18 protein-coding genes are annotated in these 18,465 nt (G+C 46.2%); 14 read left to right on the forward strand and 4 right to left on the reverse strand.

The window, feature by feature from the left end; all coding sequences use genetic code 11:
• Positions 1-11: 11 nt before the first annotated feature.
• Genes sufC through RIH33_RS18950 form a run of 6 tightly spaced genes read left to right on the forward strand, consistent with a single transcriptional unit; the run spans position 12 to position 4,567 of the window.
• A complete protein-coding gene (gene sufC, locus RIH33_RS18925; protein ID WP_406651415.1) occupies positions 12-767 on the forward strand; it encodes a Fe-S cluster assembly ATPase SufC in 756 nt (251 codons plus the stop codon).
• A gap of 13 nt (positions 768-780) precedes the next feature.
• Positions 781-2,094 carry a Fe-S cluster assembly protein SufD gene (gene sufD / locus RIH33_RS18930; protein WP_406651414.1) on the forward strand — a complete coding sequence of 438 codons (1,314 nt, stop codon included), beginning with the start codon at positions 781-783 and terminating at the stop codon, positions 2,092-2,094.
• 1 nt (position 2,095) lies between these two features.
• The gene (locus tag RIH33_RS18935; protein WP_406651413.1) at positions 2,096-3,331 is read left to right on the forward strand and encodes an aminotransferase class V-fold PLP-dependent enzyme; all 1,236 of its coding nucleotides are present in this window, start codon (positions 2,096-2,098) and stop codon (positions 3,329-3,331) included.
• Positions 3,328-3,765, forward strand: a complete 438-nt coding sequence (locus RIH33_RS18940) for a SufE family protein (protein WP_406651412.1) — start codon at positions 3,328-3,330, stop codon at positions 3,763-3,765. Before RIH33_RS18935 ends, RIH33_RS18940 begins: the two co-directional genes overlap by 4 nt.
• Before the next feature lie 2 nt (positions 3,766-3,767).
• The gene (locus RIH33_RS18945; protein WP_406651411.1) at positions 3,768-4,106 is read left to right on the forward strand and encodes an iron-sulfur cluster assembly protein; all 339 of its coding nucleotides are present in this window, start codon (positions 3,768-3,770) and stop codon (positions 4,104-4,106) included.
• Positions 4,107-4,150: 44 nt separating this feature from the next.
• Positions 4,151-4,567, forward strand: coding sequence for a BrxA/BrxB family bacilliredoxin (locus tag RIH33_RS18950; RefSeq protein ID WP_159584662.1), 417 nt, complete (start codon positions 4,151-4,153; stop codon positions 4,565-4,567).
• A gap of 341 nt (positions 4,568-4,908) precedes the next feature.
• Here the strand turns inward: RIH33_RS18950 and RIH33_RS18955 are convergent, their stop codons facing one another.
• The gene (locus RIH33_RS18955; RefSeq protein WP_406651409.1) at positions 4,909-5,508 is read right to left on the reverse strand and encodes a porin family protein; all 600 of its coding nucleotides are present in this window, start codon (positions 5,506-5,508) and stop codon (positions 4,909-4,911) included.
• A 146-nt stretch (positions 5,509-5,654) separates the two neighbouring features.
• Here RIH33_RS18955 and RIH33_RS18960 point away from each other — a divergent pair, with 146 nt between their 5' ends.
• Both RIH33_RS18960 and RIH33_RS18965 read left to right on the forward strand, forming a co-directional pair.
• A complete protein-coding gene (locus RIH33_RS18960) occupies positions 5,655-5,987 on the forward strand; it encodes a PadR family transcriptional regulator (RefSeq protein WP_406651407.1) in 333 nt (110 codons plus the stop codon).
• Positions 5,987-8,674, forward strand: a complete 2,688-nt coding sequence (locus RIH33_RS18965) for an ABC transporter permease (RefSeq protein ID WP_406651405.1) — start codon at positions 5,987-5,989, stop codon at positions 8,672-8,674. Before RIH33_RS18960 ends, RIH33_RS18965 begins: the two co-directional genes overlap by 1 nt.
• 227 nt (positions 8,675-8,901) lie before the next feature.
• Here RIH33_RS18965 and RIH33_RS18970 read toward each other — a convergent pair whose 3' ends face one another.
• The gene (locus RIH33_RS18970; protein WP_406651404.1) at positions 8,902-10,230 is read right to left on the reverse strand and encodes a sugar porter family MFS transporter; all 1,329 of its coding nucleotides are present in this window, start codon (positions 10,228-10,230) and stop codon (positions 8,902-8,904) included.
• Between the two features lie 62 nt (positions 10,231-10,292).
• Here RIH33_RS18970 and RIH33_RS18975 point away from each other — a divergent pair, with 62 nt between their 5' ends.
• Genes RIH33_RS18975 through RIH33_RS18990 form a run of 4 tightly spaced genes read left to right on the forward strand, consistent with a single transcriptional unit; the run spans position 10,293 to position 13,316 of the window.
• On the forward strand, positions 10,293-11,183 hold the full coding sequence (locus RIH33_RS18975) for an ROK family protein (RefSeq protein ID WP_406651403.1): 891 nt from the start codon (positions 10,293-10,295) through the stop codon (positions 11,181-11,183).
• 29 nt (positions 11,184-11,212) lie between these two features.
• Entirely contained in the window at positions 11,213-11,797 is a 585-nt protein-coding gene (locus RIH33_RS18980) for a hypothetical protein (RefSeq protein ID WP_406651402.1), read from the forward strand.
• An 8-nt stretch (positions 11,798-11,805) separates the two neighbouring features.
• Positions 11,806-12,174, forward strand: a complete 369-nt coding sequence (locus tag RIH33_RS18985; RefSeq protein WP_406651420.1) for a nuclear transport factor 2 family protein — start codon at positions 11,806-11,808, stop codon at positions 12,172-12,174.
• Positions 12,174-13,316: a hypothetical protein gene (locus RIH33_RS18990; RefSeq protein ID WP_406651401.1), complete on the forward strand. Its 1,143-nt coding sequence runs from the start codon at positions 12,174-12,176 to the stop codon at positions 13,314-13,316. The genes RIH33_RS18985 and RIH33_RS18990 overlap by 1 nt, the downstream gene beginning before the upstream one ends.
• A gap of 129 nt (positions 13,317-13,445) precedes the next feature.
• Here the strand turns inward: RIH33_RS18990 and RIH33_RS18995 are convergent, their stop codons facing one another.
• Complete coding sequence (locus RIH33_RS18995; protein WP_406651400.1) at positions 13,446-13,805, reverse strand: winged helix-turn-helix transcriptional regulator; 360 nt, start codon at positions 13,803-13,805, stop codon at positions 13,446-13,448.
• A gap of 179 nt (positions 13,806-13,984) precedes the next feature.
• Here RIH33_RS18995 and RIH33_RS19000 point away from each other — a divergent pair, with 179 nt between their 5' ends.
• Complete coding sequence (locus RIH33_RS19000; protein ID WP_406651399.1) at positions 13,985-14,362, forward strand: DoxX family protein; 378 nt, start codon at positions 13,985-13,987, stop codon at positions 14,360-14,362.
• A gap of 74 nt (positions 14,363-14,436) precedes the next feature.
• Here RIH33_RS19000 and RIH33_RS19005 read toward each other — a convergent pair whose 3' ends face one another.
• Positions 14,437-16,320: an ABC-F family ATP-binding cassette domain-containing protein gene (locus RIH33_RS19005; RefSeq protein ID WP_406651397.1), complete on the reverse strand. Its 1,884-nt coding sequence runs from the start codon at positions 16,318-16,320 to the stop codon at positions 14,437-14,439.
• Positions 16,321-16,464: 144 nt separating this feature from the next.
• Between RIH33_RS19005 and RIH33_RS19010 the strand changes: the two genes are divergently transcribed.
• The gene (locus RIH33_RS19010) at positions 16,465-18,258 is read left to right on the forward strand and encodes a M61 family metallopeptidase (RefSeq protein WP_406651396.1); all 1,794 of its coding nucleotides are present in this window, start codon (positions 16,465-16,467) and stop codon (positions 18,256-18,258) included.
• Positions 18,259-18,465 lie beyond the last annotated feature (207 nt).

The raw sequence follows: 18,465 nt of genomic DNA on the forward strand, positions 1-18,465 counted from the left end.
ACCATTTATAAATGCTTAAAATTAACAACCTACACGCCTCCATAGAAGGCAAGCAGATTCTCAAAGGAATCAACCTGGAAGTAAAAGCCGGAGAAATACATGCCATCATGGGTCCGAATGGATCTGGCAAAAGTACCCTCGCCTCAGTGCTGGCAGGGAGAGAAGAATATGAAGTAGATGGTGGCACGGTAGACTACCTGGGCAAAAACCTGTTTGACCTGGCCCCTGAAGAGCGTGCCAGAGAAGGCATCTTTTTGGCCTTTCAGTACCCGGTAGAAATCCCCGGTGTATCCACCACCAACTTCCTCAAAACTGCCGTCAACCAGGTGCGCGAGGCCCGTGGCCTCAAAGCAATGGACGCTGTTTCATTCCTGAAGGAAATGAAGGAAAAAATGAAACTGGTAGATATCGATCAGGCCCTGTTGAGCAGATCGCTCAATGAAGGTTTCTCGGGAGGTGAGAAAAAAAGAAATGAAATTTTCCAAATGGCCATGCTGGAGCCTAAGCTTTCCATTTTGGATGAAACAGACTCCGGGCTGGACATAGACGCCCTGAAAATAGTGGCCGATGGGGTCAATAAACTCAGGTCTGCTGATACGGCAAGCATCGTGGTAACTCACTACCAGCGACTTCTGGACTATATCGTGCCGGATTTTGTTCATGTATTGTATCAGGGGCGCATTGTGAAGTCAGGCGACAAAACCCTGGCCTACGAGTTGGAAGAGAAAGGATACGATTGGATCAAAGAAGAAGTAGCCGCAATATAAAGTCTATTAAATCATGAGTGAAGTTTTGAGTATAGAGCAGACCATTTCGGAGCAATTCCAGCAATGGATAGGACAGCATTTTGCAGACGAGAGCCCACTAAAAGCACTTAAGACAGGTGCTTTGGAGCAATTTTCTGCCATGGGGCTGCCGGCACCAAAAAGTGAAGCCTATAAGTATACTCCCATCAGCAGGATACTTGGCAAGCAATTTAACTTTGCTGCGGAGATGACTCCCGCCAACTTCTCTAAGGCGGACTGTCAATCTCACTTCTATCAGGCAGAGGATGCTAACCACCTTGTATTCATCAACGGCCTCTTCACAGAAGAGTACTCCAGCATAGTCAGTCCTTCAAGTGACCTTACCATCCGGGTATTAGACGATCAGGCCCTCACTGAGCATAGCGACATTCAACGGCTACTTGGGAAAACATCACACATCGAATCTGATGCTTTCGCTTTGCTGAACCTTGCTTATTTCAATCAGGGGCTTTACCTGAAGGCTTCAAAAAACAAGGACAATAAGGATACGTTCATCTACCATTTTGTGGATGGTACGGCAGATGCTTCTATTGTCTACCCAAGAATACTGGTAAGCAGCGAAACGGGTTCGCGACTGAATATCTTTGAAAAAACCATTATTCGTGGAGAGCAAAACACCCTGAGTGTTTCCATTTTTGAAGCGGACGTGCAGCCCAATGCTGAACTGAGGTATACCAAAATTCAGAACTTCCTCACCAGTACCTATGCGGTAGAGGGCATTTATGCCACTCAGGGAAAAGACTCAAGGTTTTACACCAATACCTTCAGCTTCAAAGCAGCACTGATCAGAAATAACATCTACATCAACGTGGATGCGGAAAACTGTGAAGCACACATGAATGGCCTTTATCAGCTTGGAGGCAAGAGCCATGTAGACAACAACACTTCGGTGGATCACCTGAAGCCCAATTGCTTCAGCAATGAGCTCTACAAAGGTATTTTGGATGAAAACTCCCGTGGGGTCTTCAATGGTAAAATCTATGTGCGACCCGAAGCGCAAAAGACCAACGCGTTTCAGTCCAATAATAATATTCTGCTGTCCGACACAGCCACTGTAAATACCAAACCACAGCTGGAGATATGGGCAGACGATGTGAAATGCTCACACGGATGTACCACTGGTCAGTTGGACGAAGAGGCGATCTTTTATCTTAGATCCAGAGGGATCAATAAGAAGCGTGCAAAAGCACTCATGCTCAATGCATTTGCCAATGAGACCCTCCAGGAAGTGAAAAATGACCTGGTAACGGCCGAAATAGAAGACATTATCACCAACAAGCTTGGATAAAATGAACGTTGCTACCAGCATATCTGTCGAACAAATCAGAAAAGAGTTTCCTGTCCTGCATCAGCAGGTCAATGGCAAACCCCTGATCTATTTTGACAATGCAGCTACTTCTCAAACGCCCGAGTGTGTCACCAATGCGCTGGTTCATTATTATCAAAATGACAATGCCAACATTCACCGGGGGATTCACACCTTAGCAGAAAGAGCCACTACCGCTTTTGAGGATACCAGAAAAGCCGCTCAGCGATTTATTAATGCCGGTGAAGCTGAAGAAATCATCTTCACCAAAGGCACCACTGAGGGCATCAACCTGGTGGCGCAGGCCTACGCCAGAAAATTTTTGAAAGCCGAAGACGAAATCATCATCTCAGGCATGGAGCATCACTCCAATATTGTACCCTGGCAGCTCGTTTGTGAGCAAACAGGTGCCCTACTGAAAGTGGTACCCGTACAGCCCAATGGTGAAATTCTGCTGGAGGATTTCGATCAACTCCTGACAGACAAGACCAGGCTTGTCTCAGTGGTCTACATCAGCAACTCACTGGGCACTGTCAACCCGGTGGCTGAAATCATCTCCAGAGCTCACGCAGCAGGTGCTGTGGCGATGGTAGATGGCGCACAAGCCGCTCCACACCATCAGATTGACGTGCAGGAGCTGGACTGCGATTTTCTGGCCTTTTCCGGCCACAAAATGTACGGCCCGACAGGTGTGGGAGTGCTTTATGGCAAACGCGCACTATTAGAAAGCATGGACCCCTACCAGGGTGGTGGAGAGATGATCCGTGACGTCTCCTTTGAGAAAACTACCTACAATGATATCCCTTATAAGTTTGAAGCAGGCACACCCAATATCGCAGATGTGGTGGCCTTCAAAGCTGCTATAGAATTCATTGAGGGCATCGGATTTGAATTCCTGCATCAGCAGGAAATGGCCCTCTTGCAAAGAGGTAAGGAGCGATTGTATGGCATTGACGGCTTCAGGCCTATCGGCACTGCCGCCAACAAAACCAGTGTGATCTCCTTTCTGATAGATGGAGTACACCCTTTTGACCTGGGAATGCTGCTGGATGCACGCGGAATCGCCGTGAGAACGGGACACCACTGTACCCAGCCCCTCATGGACCATTTTCAGATAGACGGAACTGTACGTGCTTCCTTTGCTGTTTACAACACCGTAGAAGAGATTGACACCTTTGCTGAGGCCCTCAGTGAGATTGTAAAGAAATTCAGGTCATGAGCATAGCCGAAAAAGAACAGGAAATAGTGGAGGAATTTTCCATGCTCGATGGAGACATGGAAATGACCATCAACTACATCATGGAGCTGGGCGAGCAACTACCTGATATGCCTGTGGATAAAAAAAATGATGACCACATTGTGAAAGGTTGCCAAAGCAAGGTGTGGATGGCGGCCTCTGCGAATGAGGCAGGGCAGGTCATCTTTCAGGCCGATAGCAATACGGCAGTCACCAAAGGGCTGGTAAGCCTGCTCGTAAGGGTACTCTCTAAAGAGGCTCCCGAAGCTATCCTGAATACCGAAATTACTTTCCCCCAGCAAATTGGGATGAACAGATTTATAGGAACACAAAGGTCCAATGGCTTTGGGGCAATGATCAAACAAATGAAACTTTATGCCCTTGCATTAAGTTCTAAAACTCAAACCGACGCATAGCGATGGAAGAAGAAAATAAAACACAAATAGCCGACGATCTGAGCCTGAAGGAATCAGTGGTGAGAGCCATTAAGGAGGTATATGATCCGGAAATACCAGTGGACGTATATGAGTTGGGGTTGATCTACGAAATCAATATTTTCCCGATCAACAACATCCATGTCCTCATGACCCTGACCTCACCGGCATGTCCCTCTGCTGAGGAAATACCTGGTGAGATAGAAAGACAAATCAGGGCCGTCCCGGAGGTGAACGACGTGACCGTGGAAGTCACCTTTGATCCTCCATACACTACAGAAATGATGTCTGAGACTGCCAAATTGGAGCTCGGCTTCATGTAATTCTGACTAGAAATTTTAAAAACTGATTATAAAACAAAAACGATATGTATCCTGAACAACTTGTAGCTCCAATGCGTACCGAACTCACACATGTAGGGTTCGAGGAGTTGAAAACTGCAGAGGCAGTAGACAGCCTCATGAAAGATCACAAAGGAACTTCCCTGATCGTGATCAACTCGGTGTGTGGATGTGCCGCTGGTACAGCCAGACCGGGAGTGACCACCGCCCTCAACCTGAGCGCCAAGAAGCCTGATCACCTGGCTACGGTCTTTGCTGGTGTGGACATGGAAGCCACCGCCAAAGTAAGAGAATATACCATGCCTTTCCCTCCATCTTCACCGGCAGTTGCCCTTTTCAAAGATGGTGAGCTCGTGCACTTTGTGGAAAGACATCACATAGAAGGAAGATCTGCAGAAATGATCGCCAACCACCTGGTGGAGGTTTTCAAGGAGTTCTGTTAATCCCCTCCTTCCCAAAAAAATCAAAAAGGCCTGCTCAGAAATTTTGAGCAGGCCTTTTTTTCTTAGACCTTTCCCACCAATCCGGAAGATCAGGTGTCGATGGAAATGAAGATAAGGGTTTACTCATCTTCAACCGTTTTAGAGTTACCTAACAAGACGCACCGTTGACAAATCGTACCAAAACCTTACTGATCCTGATTGGCATTTTACTGGCCATTACGCTGCTATTTACAATCAGTAGTGATCGTTTTTCATTTCCGCTGAATTCTGATAATCATTCGATAAATAAAAAAAACCACTCCAGTAGCTACTGGAGTGGTTTTCCTTCAAAAAGTCAGGGATCAGCTCCCTACTTTGAATAACCTGAATCCCAGGGAAAGCTGAAAGGTTCTGTTTTTAGCTTCTTCACTCCCACTGTCAATATCAGTCAGACCCAAAATGTACCTTGCAGTGAAATTCACTCCGAATGGAGCATCCCAGCCAGCCCCAAAAGCTGCACTAATATCCGCATTTTTATAACTATCCTTGCTGATGGAGGTGGTACCGCCATTTCCATCGGAGATCTTGCCATCAGTAGACAATAGCACTCCGAACTGAGGCCCTACCTGTATGTTCAGACCTGCAACGGCGTACAGTTTCAACATCACCGGGATATCCAGATAAGTGTACTCCTGTTTGAAGTCACCTGAAATGTCATTAAAAGAAACCTGAGTACCTCGGGTAGAATAAAGCAGCTCCGGTTGAATACCAATATTAGCCACCTTCACTAAGGCGTAAGCCCCTCCATGATACCCGGTAGCACTTTCGTAGGTAGCCTGAGCATCTTCCCTGTTAATGTTCGCCAGATTCAGGCCTCCCTTTAGTCCTAATTCCACTTTGGCTTGTCCGTAACCCACTATGGTGGCCAGTACGAGGATAGCTGATAAAAAAATCTTTCTCATGGTCAAATGTGTTTTATTGTTTGTATAAAGTAAAGCTTTTCGGTGCTTACCCCCAAGAAACTCCAAAATACTCTTTGGGGTTTAACCTTTCTATATAAACTACGTATAGGAATTTAATATTTTATATACAGATAGGAATAAAAAGCATGAAAGACTTTCAACTCGGTGAATTTGAGGAAATTGTACTACTCACAGTGGCCATCCTCTTTGGGGATGCCTACGGTGTGACACTGAAAGCCGAAATAGAATCCAGACTGAACAGAAAAGTGAGCATCGGTGCTCTCCAGAGTGCCTTGCGCAGAATGGAGCAGAAAGGCTATTTGAATTCGGAATTTGGGGAAGCGACCGCCATGAGAGGGGGCAAACGCAAGCGCTTCTTTACTGTCACTGATCTGGGAAAAAAAGCCCTGGCCCTCAGCCGGGAAACACGCAATCAGCTATGGGATGCCATCCCTGATATGGCCTTTAAAATTGCCTGATGGAAGACCTGAATATCCAACCACCAAAGGGTGCCAACCGGCTGCTGGCCTTTTTCTGCAAAACAGAATACCTGGAGGATATACAGGGTGACCTGGAAGAGGAATACATCCTGAAGCATGCAAAGGGCCCCTTAAAAGCGCTCCTCTGGTACTACTGGCAGGTCATCAGGCTTTTTCGTCCCGGACTCACCAAATCATCAAAAATCAATCACCTTATACCAACCAACGGATCCATGTTTAAAAATCACTTAATTGTCGCCCTTCGAAACCTTTGGAAATACAAGGCCGGCACCGTCATTAATGTCATCGGGCTCTCTACCGGAATTTGCGCTTTCATTCTTATTGCCTTGTTCATCAAAGATGAGCTCAGCTATGACAAGCATCACGTCCATGCTGACAATATCTATCGGCTGACGGTTAAAAACTTCAACCAGGACGGAGAGGTGAACAGACACTGGGCCTTCGCTTCTGCAGGGCACGCCCAGCGGCTCAAGGCAGATTACCCCGAAATCACCCATGCTGCCCGGTTCTATGCCTGGGCCTTCCCGGACATTCAGGTTGGAGATAAGGTCTTTCCTTCGGAGCAGGTAGTTTTCGCTGATGATGATGTCTTTGATATTTTCTCATTCCGGTTTATCCTGGGCAATGCGGAATCAGCTTTCAAGGAGATCAAATCCATCGCATTAACAGAGCAAAGTGCCATCAGACTCTTTGGCAATGACTGGCGCAATCAGGACATTCTGGGCAAAACTGTACAGATAATCAGGGATGGAATGAAGGCTTCCTTTGTGGTATCCGCAGTGATGGAGGATATGCCGCAAAACCAACATTTTCACTTTGAATACCTTGCTCCTATGGAGTTTTTAGTTCCGGTGTTTGGAGAGAGTATGAACAATGTGACCGGAAACTACAACTGGCTCACCTACCTGAGGCTGCAGGACGGCACCGATCCCAGACGCATAGAAGAATACAAAGACGACTTTTTTGACAAGTATGTGGGACTTTTCGAAAATGGAATTCCTGCCAAAAAAGCCTACGATTTTGAGCTGCAGCCCCTGCTCAGTATCCACCTCAATTCGCACCTGGAGGGTGAAATAGAAAGCAACGGAAGCTTACAGCAGGTGTACATCTTTGGCACCATAGGCGTCCTGCTACTGGTAGTGGCCTGTATCAATTATATGAACCTGGCTACCTCACATTTTTCCAGAAGAACCAAAGAAGTAGGAGTACGCAAGGCCATCGGTGCACAGAAATCGTCCCTCGTTCAGCAGTTTCTTACCGAGTCGTTGATGGTCAACCTACTGTCTTTTCCCGTGGCCATCCTTCTCACCTGGCTTGCTTTGCCCTATCTCAACGATTTCATGGGGAAACAGCTGACGCTCAATGTGCTGGAAAATGGAGAACTCCTCCTGGGTCTTGTCCTACTGCTCATACTGGTCGCCATCATTTCGGGATCATACCCGGCCCTTTTCCTTTCCAGGATCAACCTGATACAGGCCCTTAAAGGTGAGGCGGCTATCAACAGCAACAAATGGAATTTCAGAAGCTGGCTCATCACATTTCAGTATGCCGTCACCATTGGCTTGCTCTTTACTTTGGCGGTGATCGAGGGCCAGATGAAATTCATTCAAAACTCAGACCCCGGCTACCGCAAAGATCAGATCTTACACTTGTCCATGACCAGAAACATCCGGAACCTCGATGTTTTCAAAAATGAACTTCTGAGTCACCCTGCCATTCACAAAGGCACCTACGCCTCACGCGTCCCTACAGGCCGTTTGGCAGACAGTTGGGATTCTGGTTTTTTCAAAGATGAAACCGCAGTGCAAACCACCTTCAGGCTACCCTTTATTCTGGCGGATGAAGATTTTCTGGAAACCTTCGAAATAGAACTGGTGGCGGGCAAGAACTTCACCTCAGCTATGGAAATGAGTACCGACTCTGTGGGGTATTATCTTGTGAATAGAGCTGCAGCCAAAGCACTCGGATTTGATAATCCTGAAGATATCGTGGGTCGCAAGCTCTCCTACGGTCAATATAACGATCATATCTACAGGGCAGGCAGAATCCTGGGTGTCACCGAAGATTTTCATTTCGAATCGTTACACAGTGAAATCACTCCCATGGTCATCCTTAAGGGTGACTGGAATATGCGCACGATCTGTATGCAAATCTCTCCCGGAGATCTGCAGAGTGCTTTGACTCATGTAGAAGAAATATGGACCAAATTTGATCCGCTGAATAGTCCTCAGTACCAGTTTATGGATGATCTCTTTGACCAGCAGTACCAGGCCGAGGAGCGGCTGAGCTCCATGATCAAGGTGTTCACAGTCATTGCTGTGCTAATAGGATGTCTCGGGCTCATCGGTATGGTTGGTTTTATTATAGAAACCCGCTATAAAGAAATCGGAATCAGAAAAGTACTTGGAGCCTCCATATTCAGCATCATTTCCATGATAGGTCAGCGGTTTCTCCTCCTGATCGGAATAGGCTGCCTGGTGGCGCTTCCTGTCTCTTACTTCTTTATTTCAGGATGGCTGAATGGATTTGTCTATCACATTAACATTGGGTTGCTTTTGGTCATCTTACCCGCGGTAGCCACACTGGTACTTACACTGCTCACCATTAGTTATCAGACACTCAAAGCTTCACTTATCAATCCTGTGGAATGCCTTAAGGATGAATAAAACAAAAAAAACGCCCCTCCTCAGGGGCGTTTTTTTGGAATATCTTCTATAACTACTCAGCTATTAACTAACCCAGGGTATAAAGGACATCCAACCTAAATTCAAAACGTAAGCAAATATTGCCCGTTACGGTCACCCATCAAATAATTACTCGGTGACTAACCCGAATAACTCGATGAATGAGACTGAAGAAAGGTTAAAGTCGTTCTGACCTTTTGGTCAATCCATTACTCCTTGACCAACCGCTTCTGGAGTTCCTCCAGTGAGACACCTTTGGTCTCCGGCATCAGGAACATCACGAATAAAAGCTGTAACACCATAAATCCCGCGAAGAAAACGAAAACCATCCAGGGGTCAAAAGTATTGATCAGCACCGCACCAAAGAGCGTGATCAGTGCCGCAAACACCCAATGCGTACCACAACCCCACGCCTGACCAAATGCTCTGACTCTATTGGGGAAAATCTCGGAGATAAATACCCAGATCACTGCACCCTGACCAATCGCATGGGAAGCAATAAACATGAGGATAAAGCCTAACTTGAAATTGGCACTGGCCTCCGTGTAGAAGCCGTATGCCACCATCAGCAAGCTGACAATGTACCCGACGGAACCTATGTACATGAGCTGTTTACGCCCCGCTCTGTCTATGAGGTACATTCCCAAAATGGTAAATATCAAATTGATACCACCAATAGAAATGGAGCTAAGCAGGGAGTCAGAAGAAGCAAAACCCGCCTTCTCCAGGATTTCTGGCGCGTAATAAAGAATGAAATTGATCCCGGAGAGTTGGTTAAAAAAGGCAATCAGGAAAGCCAGCATCAGCGGGATACTATAGCGCTTGGAAAACACCCCTCCCTTAATGGCTTCTGAGGCCTTACCATCCTTTTCGATTTCCGCTATTACCGCCAATGCCTCCTCCTCAGTGTTGGTCTTCCTGAGCACCTCCAGGGCCGCATCGTGATCTTTCTGATGCAAAATCAACCACCTTGGGCTTTTGGGTACACCCAATATTAACAGGGTGTAAGCCAGTGCCGGAATGGCTTCTACCCCCATCATCCATCGCCAGTCATTGATTCCATCGAACCCTTTGAGCAAATAATTGGAAATAAAGGCTATGAGAATCCCAAACACAATATTGAACTGATACAAAGCCACCATCTGCCCCCTGCTCTTGGCCGGGGCTATCTCGGAGGTATAAGTGGGTGCCGTGACCGAGGAAGCGCCTACTCCCAACCCGCCGATAAATCTAAAAAAGGAAAATAAATAGGGGTCGGTAGCCAGGGCTGAACCCAGGGCTGAAATAAAATAGAGAACTCCGATCCAAAAGAGTGTGGTCTTACGCCCGTATCTATCTGTGGGTATACCTCCTGCCAGGGCACCTATCACCGTTCCCCACAGCGCCATAGACATGATAAAAGTACCATGAAACCAGTCTGAGGTATTCCAAAGTTGTTTGATGGGCAGGTTGGCCCCGGAAATCACGACCGTATCAAAGCCAAATAAAAAGCCAGCCATGGCCACCACTATTGAATAATAAAGAATTCGTCTATTCATGAATGATATTTTTCGGTTAATTTAGGCACATTTAGATACTAACATTAAAAAATTCGCAATATATGCTTTGGGGAATTGATCTGGGAGGCACCAAAATAGAAGGTGTTGTGTTGAATGAATCACATAAAGTACTGGCAAGGGAACGGGTGCCCACAGAGGCTGTAAAAGGGTTGGAGCACATCGTCGGTCAGATCACAAAACTTCTGGACATTCTGGTGGAGCAGGTAGGAGAACGACCAACTCAAATAGGAATTGGCACGCCCGGCTCTGTAGATCCTCAGACAGGCCTTCTTAAAAACAGCAATACCCTGGCGCTCAATAACCAGCCATTTGCTCAACTCCTGCAAGAAGCACTGAACATTCCCATCAATATTGCCAATGATGCGAACTGTTTTGCTCTGGCAGAAGCTGAAATGGGCGCGGTGCATGAGCAGTTTCCTGAGGCTAAGGTCATCTTTGGCGTAATCATGGGCACTGGCACCGGGGGTGGCATTGTCATCAATGGTAAAGTACTCAATGGACGCCAGGGAATCGGTGGCGAATGGGGTCACACTTTTCTGGATCTGAGCGGTGGCGATTGCTACTGTGGGGATAAGGGGTGTGCAGAAAGAATCCTGGCGGGTCCTTCACTGGAGCGCTATTATTTCGAGCAATCAGGCACAAAAAGATCTTTGAAAGATATCTATGCCGACTATAAAGCTGGAACCGATCCGGTAGCCCAAAAAACCATTGACCGGTTAATTCACTTTTTTGGGTTGGGGCTATCCAACGTGGTGAATGTGCTGGACCCGGATGTGATTGTGATAGGTGGAGGGGTTTCTAACCTGGACGTGTTGTACAATGAAGGGGTGGACTCCCTGAAAAAGCACGTTTTTAATCCATCGTTCAATACACCCATTATCAAACCTAAGCTAGGCGACAGTGCGGGAGTATTCGGTGCTGCTTTATTGTAGGGCTAGTTTAGGACGCAACCAATTCTGATATGAAAAAGTACTTTGCCGATGGCCTTCTTATAGTATTCAGTGTGTTGTTTGCACTCCTCATCAATAAGCTGTACACGGATTACCAAACCAATCAGAAGAAAGAGTTTGCACTCAAAAGTATCAAACAGGAGCTCGAACAAAACCTCACCATTGTTCAAACCTGGAAAGAAAGACATTCGTCCATCAGGAACAGACTAAGTGACCTGAATGAGGGTAAAACTGACACCTTGAAGCAGCAGTTACAGCAATATCCGTTTTTCAACTTTGGGGTGCTTACCGATGGCCAAAGCCTGATCAACGAAATTATGATCAATACCGCCTGGGAGACCTCAAAAACAACTGGAATTATTTCTGAATTTGATTTCAAAACGACAGAAAAACTCACTTACGTATACCTGATGCAAGAGGTAATAACGGATAGAACCATCAGCAATATTCTGGACCTATACTTTGACATGGAAACTCACAAAATGGAAAACCTGGGCCCCGTCCTGATCCAGTTTGAGCTGTACTTTGGGGAGTTGGTAGGCCAGGAGTATTTGCTGGAGCATCTCTATGAAGATGCCATTTCACAATTAAATTGACCGATATGATCAAACCTAAAGCACTCGTTCAGCAATGGGTGGATTTATTCAATGCCGGCGATGCCCAGGGCCTTGCCAGCCTTTACCATGACGATGCCATCAATCATCAGGTGGCCAATGAGCCCATAGTAGGTAAGACAGCCATTTATCAAATGTTTAAGTCGGAGTTTGCACAAGCCGAAATGACCTGCATAGTAGAGCAAATACTCGAGGACGGTGAGTGGGCTATTCTTGAATGGAAAGATCCTCTTGGCCTGCGGGGCTGTGGCTTTTTTCAGGTGATTGAGGGGAAAATACAGCTTCAACGAGGTTATTGGGATAAGCTCTCTTTTCTGAGACAGCACAACCTGCCGATACCACCCTTTCCGGAGACCTGATGATCCCTCAACAAGCATTCACCGCTTTCAAAACTTTCACCGAAAGGAATGCATCCAGGTACCTTTTGCTGGTACTTTGGGTTTTAGCTCAGCTAGCCACCTACTTTCATTTTGGTATCAAGTCACCGGTAGACACAGCCTTCTACATCAGCGATGCCCTTTCTATTAATCAAGGGGTATGGTCTTCAGATTACACCTTTTGGTACAGCAGCTACTCGTGCTTGCTCGCATTAATACACCGAATAGGAGCTCCCTTCGAAATGATCGTCCTGGTACAGGTGCTGGCATCCGGACTTGCCGCAGTGGCACTATATCGTCTGGCGGTTACCTGGGGTGGTTACCCATCAGCCATGATCGCTACGCTTTTCTATATCCTATGGCCCGAGATTCATCAATGGACAATGATTCTTTACACGGATTCCTTGTTTACCAGCATGGTCATTATTTCGGTCTATTCTCTACGCTCATCACACAGCAAGGCACAATATTTAGGATCGTTCATTTTGATCATCATTACCACCTTCATCCGGCCACCTGGAATGCTTTTTCTAATGTCCATTTTAGGCTCTCTCTGGTTCCATACCCAGGTCAAAAAACTGTCGGGAATTTGTCGTGCCACCGTCGGGATCGCAGTGTTCTCCGCACTTCTTTTTTTCCTGAATTTTGTCATGACAGATTATGCAAATTCTTTTATCGAGAGCTATGCAAAGGCCGAAATCATATATCCAAATATTAGCATGCTGATCGACCCTCCCGGGAATTTACAAATACCCGATCCCAGGCATTCACCCATATCCCGGTTGATTTTATTTGTGGTGTATAACCCCCTCTATTTTATCAAGCTGTCCCTGATGAAAGGCCTACTCTATCTGGGGCATATAAAGCCCTATTTTTCCCTCTTGCATAACCTGCTGATTGTGCTTTTCCTCTACCCAATTTACTACTTCGGTATTCGCGAGTTGCGATTGGTCAGATGGAATCAGCTAAAACTCTTTACCAGCTTGTTCATAGTTAGCCAAATCCTGATGGTGAGTCTGACCACAGAAAACTGGGACGGTCGCTTTCTGATACCCCTCCTTCCCTGGCTATTTATCCCTGCTGGTCAGGGCATCGCAAGGGTGCTATCAGGCCCTGTGCACTAAATTTAACCATCAGTCCTTTGACTAAAGCCCTCCCGCTTTACTGGTATTTTAAAAGATGAGTATCTGGTGCTACCTTTTTTTATGACTCATCAAGGCCCCGTACCCCTTCCAGGAGGACCAGCAATGAAATTACTTACCAAAAACACGCTTGCGGTGCTGCACCCCCCACTCTACCATTGGCTCCAGAACTTGCTTGAGTGACTCGCCCGAAGTAGTCAATTCATACTCAACCGTAACAGGGGTGGTAGGATGTACTGTTCTGCTCACTATCCCGTTCATCTCCAACTCCTTTAGCTCCTTGGAAAGCATCCTGGGAGTAATTTTAGCAATATCCCGCTCCAGTTCCTTAAAGCGCTTTTTACCATACATCAGTGATCCTATGATGGGTAGCTTCCATTTACCACTGATGACATTGAGCGTATCGTTGATCGCCAGCACGAAATGCGTGGAACAACTCCTTACTTCCTCCAATTCTGAAACTATACTCATATAATTGATTATCAGGTTACTATACAAAAGTATAGTGATATACTTTAAGATATTGGTTACTAATGTATAGCCAACTATTTATTTTCGCCGTATTAAACTGATACAAACGAGAAAAATTGAGATTCAGGTACAGTTACCTGATCAATTCTCTTCATAACTGATTCAAATTCAACAAAAAGATGAAAAAAGACAAAATTATCTACTGGGCCACCACCGGAATCGTTTCATTGATGATGCTTTTTGCAGCCTTTTCATATTTCACCGACGAGGACGTGAAAAATGCAATGGGTACGCACCTGGGTTTTCCAGATTATTTCAGAGTGGAATTAGGCATCGCGAAAGTACTAGGTGCTCTTGCCCTGATTCTACCTATGGTACCTACCCGGCTCAAAGAGTTTGCTTACTTTGGCTTTGCCCTCACTTTTGTGTCGGCATTTTACGCACACCTCTCCAGTGGTGACCCACTGGCAGCTTCTGTAGGCTCCATTGTATTTTTGGGCATTCTGATAGTCTCTTACGTGTATTTCCAAAGGCGAACCTCTTTGGCCCAATCATAAGCGGGCACAATACCTGGTACAAAAAAGGCCCATTCCTGTCGGAATGGGCCTTTTTTATTAACCGTAAGATGATTTTACACTCCTGCCTTATCTGACAGTTCCAGCCAGCGCATTTCTTTCTCTTCTATGGTGTCCTTGATGGTCTCCAGCTCTTTAGCTAGCTTCTGCAATTCTTCAAAATCGGTCTTCTGATTCATCTCTTCGGTCTTCACATCCCTTTCCTTTTCCAGTTTAGCTATTTCTCCTTCCAGCTTGTCGTATTCCCGCTGCTCGTTATAGGATAGTTTCTTTTTCTCTGTCTTTACCGGCTCTACAGGCGGGGCACTCTTATCGGCAGATTTCTTAGGGGCCTCCTCTTTTTTGGCCAGCTTTCCGCCCTGCTCTCTGAAGTCTGTATAGTTACCCGGGAAGTCACGCACTTGCCCTTCCCCCTCAAATATGAACAGGTGGTCAGTAAGCTTATCCATGAAGTAACGATCGTGGGAAACAATCATCAGGCAACCCTCAAAGTTGTCGAGATAATCCTCCAGCACGTTCAAAGTCATCAGGTCAAGATCATTGGTAGGCTCATCCAGTATCAGGAAATTGGGGTTGTTCATCAGCACACGCAGTAGCTGAAGTCTTCTTCGCTCACCTCCACTCAGCTTACCCACCATGTTAAACTGCATTTTCGGCGGAAACAAGAACTGATTCAGCAGTTGGGAAGCGGTAATGACCGAACCATCCGCCATCTTAATCACTTCAGCCACCTCTTTGATGACATCTATCACCCGGCTGTTGGGGTTGAAAATCTGCTCTTCCTGAGTATAGTAGCCAAATTTGGTCGTTTGTCCCAATTCCATATTGCCACTATCTGGTAATATATTACCAATCAGGAGATTCAGGAAAGTGGATTTACCCACGCCATTGGGTCCCACTATTCCCACACGTTCTTTCCGCTGGAAGGTATGCTCAAAATTTTCGAGGATTTTGATTTTATCAAATCGCTTGGAAACATGCTCCATCACGAGAATCTTTTTGCCCTGGCGCTCACCTTTCAGGTTTACCTCCATTTCTGCACGCTGTATTCCTTTGGAGGCCTTGTCTTTGGTTTCGTAGAAAGCATCCACCCGATATTTGGCCTTGGTACCTCTGGCCTTTGGCTGCCTTCGCATCCATTCCAGCTCTTTTCGCAGCAGGTTCTTGGCTTTATCTACTGTGGCTGCATCCTGTGCTTCGCGCTCCGCCTTTTTTTCCAAAAAGTTCTGATAATTGCCTTTGTACCTGAAAAGCTCACCCTGATCGATCTCCATGATCTCATTAGTAACCCTATCCAGAAAGTACCTGTCGTGAGTCACCATAAGTAAAGTAAGGTTGGCCGTGGCCAGGTAACTCTCCAGCCACTCGATCACATCCAGATCCAGGTGGTTGGTGGGCTCATCCAAAATCAAAAAATCCGGCTTAACCACCAGTGCACGAGCCAAAGCCACGCGCTTACGTTGTCCTCCGGACAGTTCGCCCATCTTTTGCTCCAGGTCATGTAGCCCTAATTCACCCAGTAACTGCTTAACCTGACTTTCATAATCCCAGGCATTCAGCTGATCCATCCGCTCCAACACATCCGTAAGATCCGGTGCATTTTCCGGATCAACGGTAGCCTTATGAATGGCTATTTCATAATCGCGGATCACATTAAGCTCTTCAATGTCTTCTGCAAAAACCGCCTGAACAATGTTGTCATTGTCATCAAACTCCGGGCTCTGGGGCACCATGGCCACGCGTACGCCTTTTCTAAAAGATACCTCCCCACGATCCGGAGGTTCTATTCCCGCAATAATCTTCAATAGGGTGGACTTCCCGCAACCATTCACCCCCACCAAAGCAGCCTTCTGGCCCTGCTCCAGTCCAAAAGTGAGATTCTCAAATAGCTGGCGCTCATCGTAATTTTTGGCCAGATTCTCCACAGATAGATTATTCATGCCGCAAAGGTATTTGAGTTTACCTTCTCCATGACGATAAGTATCTAAAGAGATTGTGATTTACTCATCAAAACACCAATCGATTGGGGCTTCTCCTTTTATCATTTTAGTATATTCGAACCTTAAAAAAACTTCAATCATCATATGCTCAGAATACTCTTTGCACTTTCAATTCTTACCGCATTCATTCAAACAAACGCTCAATCCCCTGTCCGCTATAGTCTGGAGCTGGGAAACATACATCATCATGAACTGCGCATCAATGTCATGTTCTCAGACCTGACAGGAGAAACCCTGGAAATCCGTATGCCCAATACTTCTCCAGGTAGGTATGCCGCCCATAATTTCGTGAAGAATGTGTACGAAGAAGTGGCTACTGATGGAGCGGGTAATCCGTTGGTTCTAAAAAGAATTACTCCTTTTTCATGGGAAGTACCTGTGACTGGAGGTAATGTGAACTTTACTTACACCTTGTATGGAAATCATGCTGATGGCACATATATGGGTGTGGACGCCAAAAAGCTGCATATGAACATGCCCGCGACGTTTGTATACGCCCCGGCCCTTCAGAATCGGGAAATCCAGCTCATCATCCCGGCTGATAATCCCAAATGGGATGTGGCCACCCAGTTGATCAAAAAAAATGATTCCACTTTTAGTGCTCCGGATTATTACTACTTCTATGACAGTCCTACCCTGGTGGGTGAAATCTCCTGGCGGAGATGGGACGTAGGTGGTCAAACCATAGAGATCGCCATGATGCATGAAGGCACAGAGGCTGAGCTGGATGGCTATACCGAATGGGTAAAGGCCGTGGTACTAAAAGAACAGGAGATTTACGGCGCTCTCCCAAAATTTGACTTTGGCAGGTATACTTTTTTAATGGCCTATAACCCCTGGGTGGATGGAGACGGTATGGAACACAGAAACTCTACCGTATGCACCGGAACAGGTGACATTAAGGGCTTTGGCAACTACTACATCAGTACCGTGGCTCATGAATTCTTCCATGCCTGGAACATAGAACGCATCAGACCAGCCTCATTAGAGCCATTTGATTTTGATGTGCCCAATCTGTCTGAAGCGCTGTGGTTTGGTGAGGGATTCACCTCCTACTTTGACAAGCTGGTAATCACCAGAGCCAAGATACTCGAGCCTGAGCAATACATCAAAGGACTGGTAAGTGGGCTGAATTATGTCCTCAACAGCCCGGGACGTTCGTTCAGAAACCCGATAGAAATGAGTCAGAATGCGCCATTCACGGATGCAGGGACGGCCAATGATGAAACCAACTACGCCAACAACTTCATTAGTTACTATAGTTACGGTGCCATACTCGGGCTGGGACTTGACCTTACTCTGCGCACAAAATATGATAAAACGCTGGATGCGTACATGAAGGCAGTGTGGCTAGCACACGGGCAACCAGAGATTCCATACACCATGACGGACCTGCAAAACGTATTGGGTGAACTAACCAAAGACAAGGAATTTGCCGCCGCATTCTTCAGGGATCAAATTTATGGGAGTGACCTCCCTGACTTTGAAGCACTATTCGCTGAGTTTGGTATCAAAATGTCTCTTCAAAATCCAGGATCCGCTTACTTTGGCAACCCCAAGCTGGATGATGACGGATATGTACAAAGTACCATCCTTCGTGGCACGGCTTTCTACGAAGCTGGTATAGAAAAAGGAGATCAGATACTCTTAATGAACGGAAGAGAAGTCAGCACTACCAGCGACCTCAACAGAGTGATCAATTCTCTGGAAATTGGGAAAAAATACCCAGTCACTTATAAGCAATTTGGAGATGAAAAAACCGCGACATTCACCACTGTCCAGGATCCCAGAATTACACTTTCATATCTCCCCAACAATCAGCTCAAAAAAGCGGTAGTCAAGAGGAGAAACCGATGGCTGCAGCTCACCGATGAATAAAAAAGAAAAGCGCGACCCCCTCTCGGGAGCCGCGCCATCTATCACCGCCTAACCTAACCTTAATATTTTTATCGAATTCAATACCTAAACCCTGGTTTTAGCCTTTTGGTTCACAACGTTTCAACTTTTTTTTCAAATGTATTCGCGACTACATTTTCCGTCCAAAAAGCAGCTTGCTTTCATCGGTATAAACTGTTTTTGCGTTGC

Source organism: Marinoscillum sp., assembly GCF_040222955.1.
Classification (GTDB): Bacteria; Bacteroidota; Bacteroidia; order Cytophagales; family Cyclobacteriaceae; genus Marinoscillum.

Coding starts and splice junctions, on each gene's coding strand:
- RIH33_RS19000 (WP_406651399.1), top strand. CDS start 13,985: ATGAAAAAAGACAAAATTATCTACTGGGCCACCACCGGAATCGTTTCA.
- RIH33_RS19005 (WP_406651397.1), bottom strand. CDS start 16,320: ATGAATAATCTATCTGTGGAGAATCTGGCCAAAAATTACGATGAGCGC.
- RIH33_RS18980 (WP_406651402.1), top strand. CDS start 11,213: ATGAAAAAGTACTTTGCCGATGGCCTTCTTATAGTATTCAGTGTGTTG.
- RIH33_RS18970 (WP_406651404.1), bottom strand. CDS start 10,230: ATGAATAGACGAATTCTTTATTATTCAATAGTGGTGGCCATGGCTGGC.
- RIH33_RS18950 (WP_159584662.1), top strand. CDS start 4,151: ATGTATCCTGAACAACTTGTAGCTCCAATGCGTACCGAACTCACACAT.
- RIH33_RS18995 (WP_406651400.1), bottom strand. CDS start 13,805: ATGAGTATAGTTTCAGAATTGGAGGAAGTAAGGAGTTGTTCCACGCAT.
- RIH33_RS18990 (WP_406651401.1), top strand. CDS start 12,174: ATGATCCCTCAACAAGCATTCACCGCTTTCAAAACTTTCACCGAAAGG.
- RIH33_RS19010 (WP_406651396.1), top strand. CDS start 16,465: ATGCTCAGAATACTCTTTGCACTTTCAATTCTTACCGCATTCATTCAA.
- sufD (WP_406651414.1), top strand. CDS start 781: ATGAGTGAAGTTTTGAGTATAGAGCAGACCATTTCGGAGCAATTCCAG.
- sufC (WP_406651415.1), top strand. CDS start 12: ATGCTTAAAATTAACAACCTACACGCCTCCATAGAAGGCAAGCAGATT.
- RIH33_RS18975 (WP_406651403.1), top strand. CDS start 10,293: ATGCTTTGGGGAATTGATCTGGGAGGCACCAAAATAGAAGGTGTTGTG.
- RIH33_RS18940 (WP_406651412.1), top strand. CDS start 3,328: ATGAGCATAGCCGAAAAAGAACAGGAAATAGTGGAGGAATTTTCCATG.
- RIH33_RS18945 (WP_406651411.1), top strand. CDS start 3,768: ATGGAAGAAGAAAATAAAACACAAATAGCCGACGATCTGAGCCTGAAG.
- RIH33_RS18935 (WP_406651413.1), top strand. CDS start 2,096: ATGAACGTTGCTACCAGCATATCTGTCGAACAAATCAGAAAAGAGTTT.
- RIH33_RS18955 (WP_406651409.1), bottom strand. CDS start 5,508: ATGAGAAAGATTTTTTTATCAGCTATCCTCGTACTGGCCACCATAGTG.
- RIH33_RS18965 (WP_406651405.1), top strand. CDS start 5,987: ATGGAAGACCTGAATATCCAACCACCAAAGGGTGCCAACCGGCTGCTG.
- RIH33_RS18960 (WP_406651407.1), top strand. CDS start 5,655: ATGAAAGACTTTCAACTCGGTGAATTTGAGGAAATTGTACTACTCACA.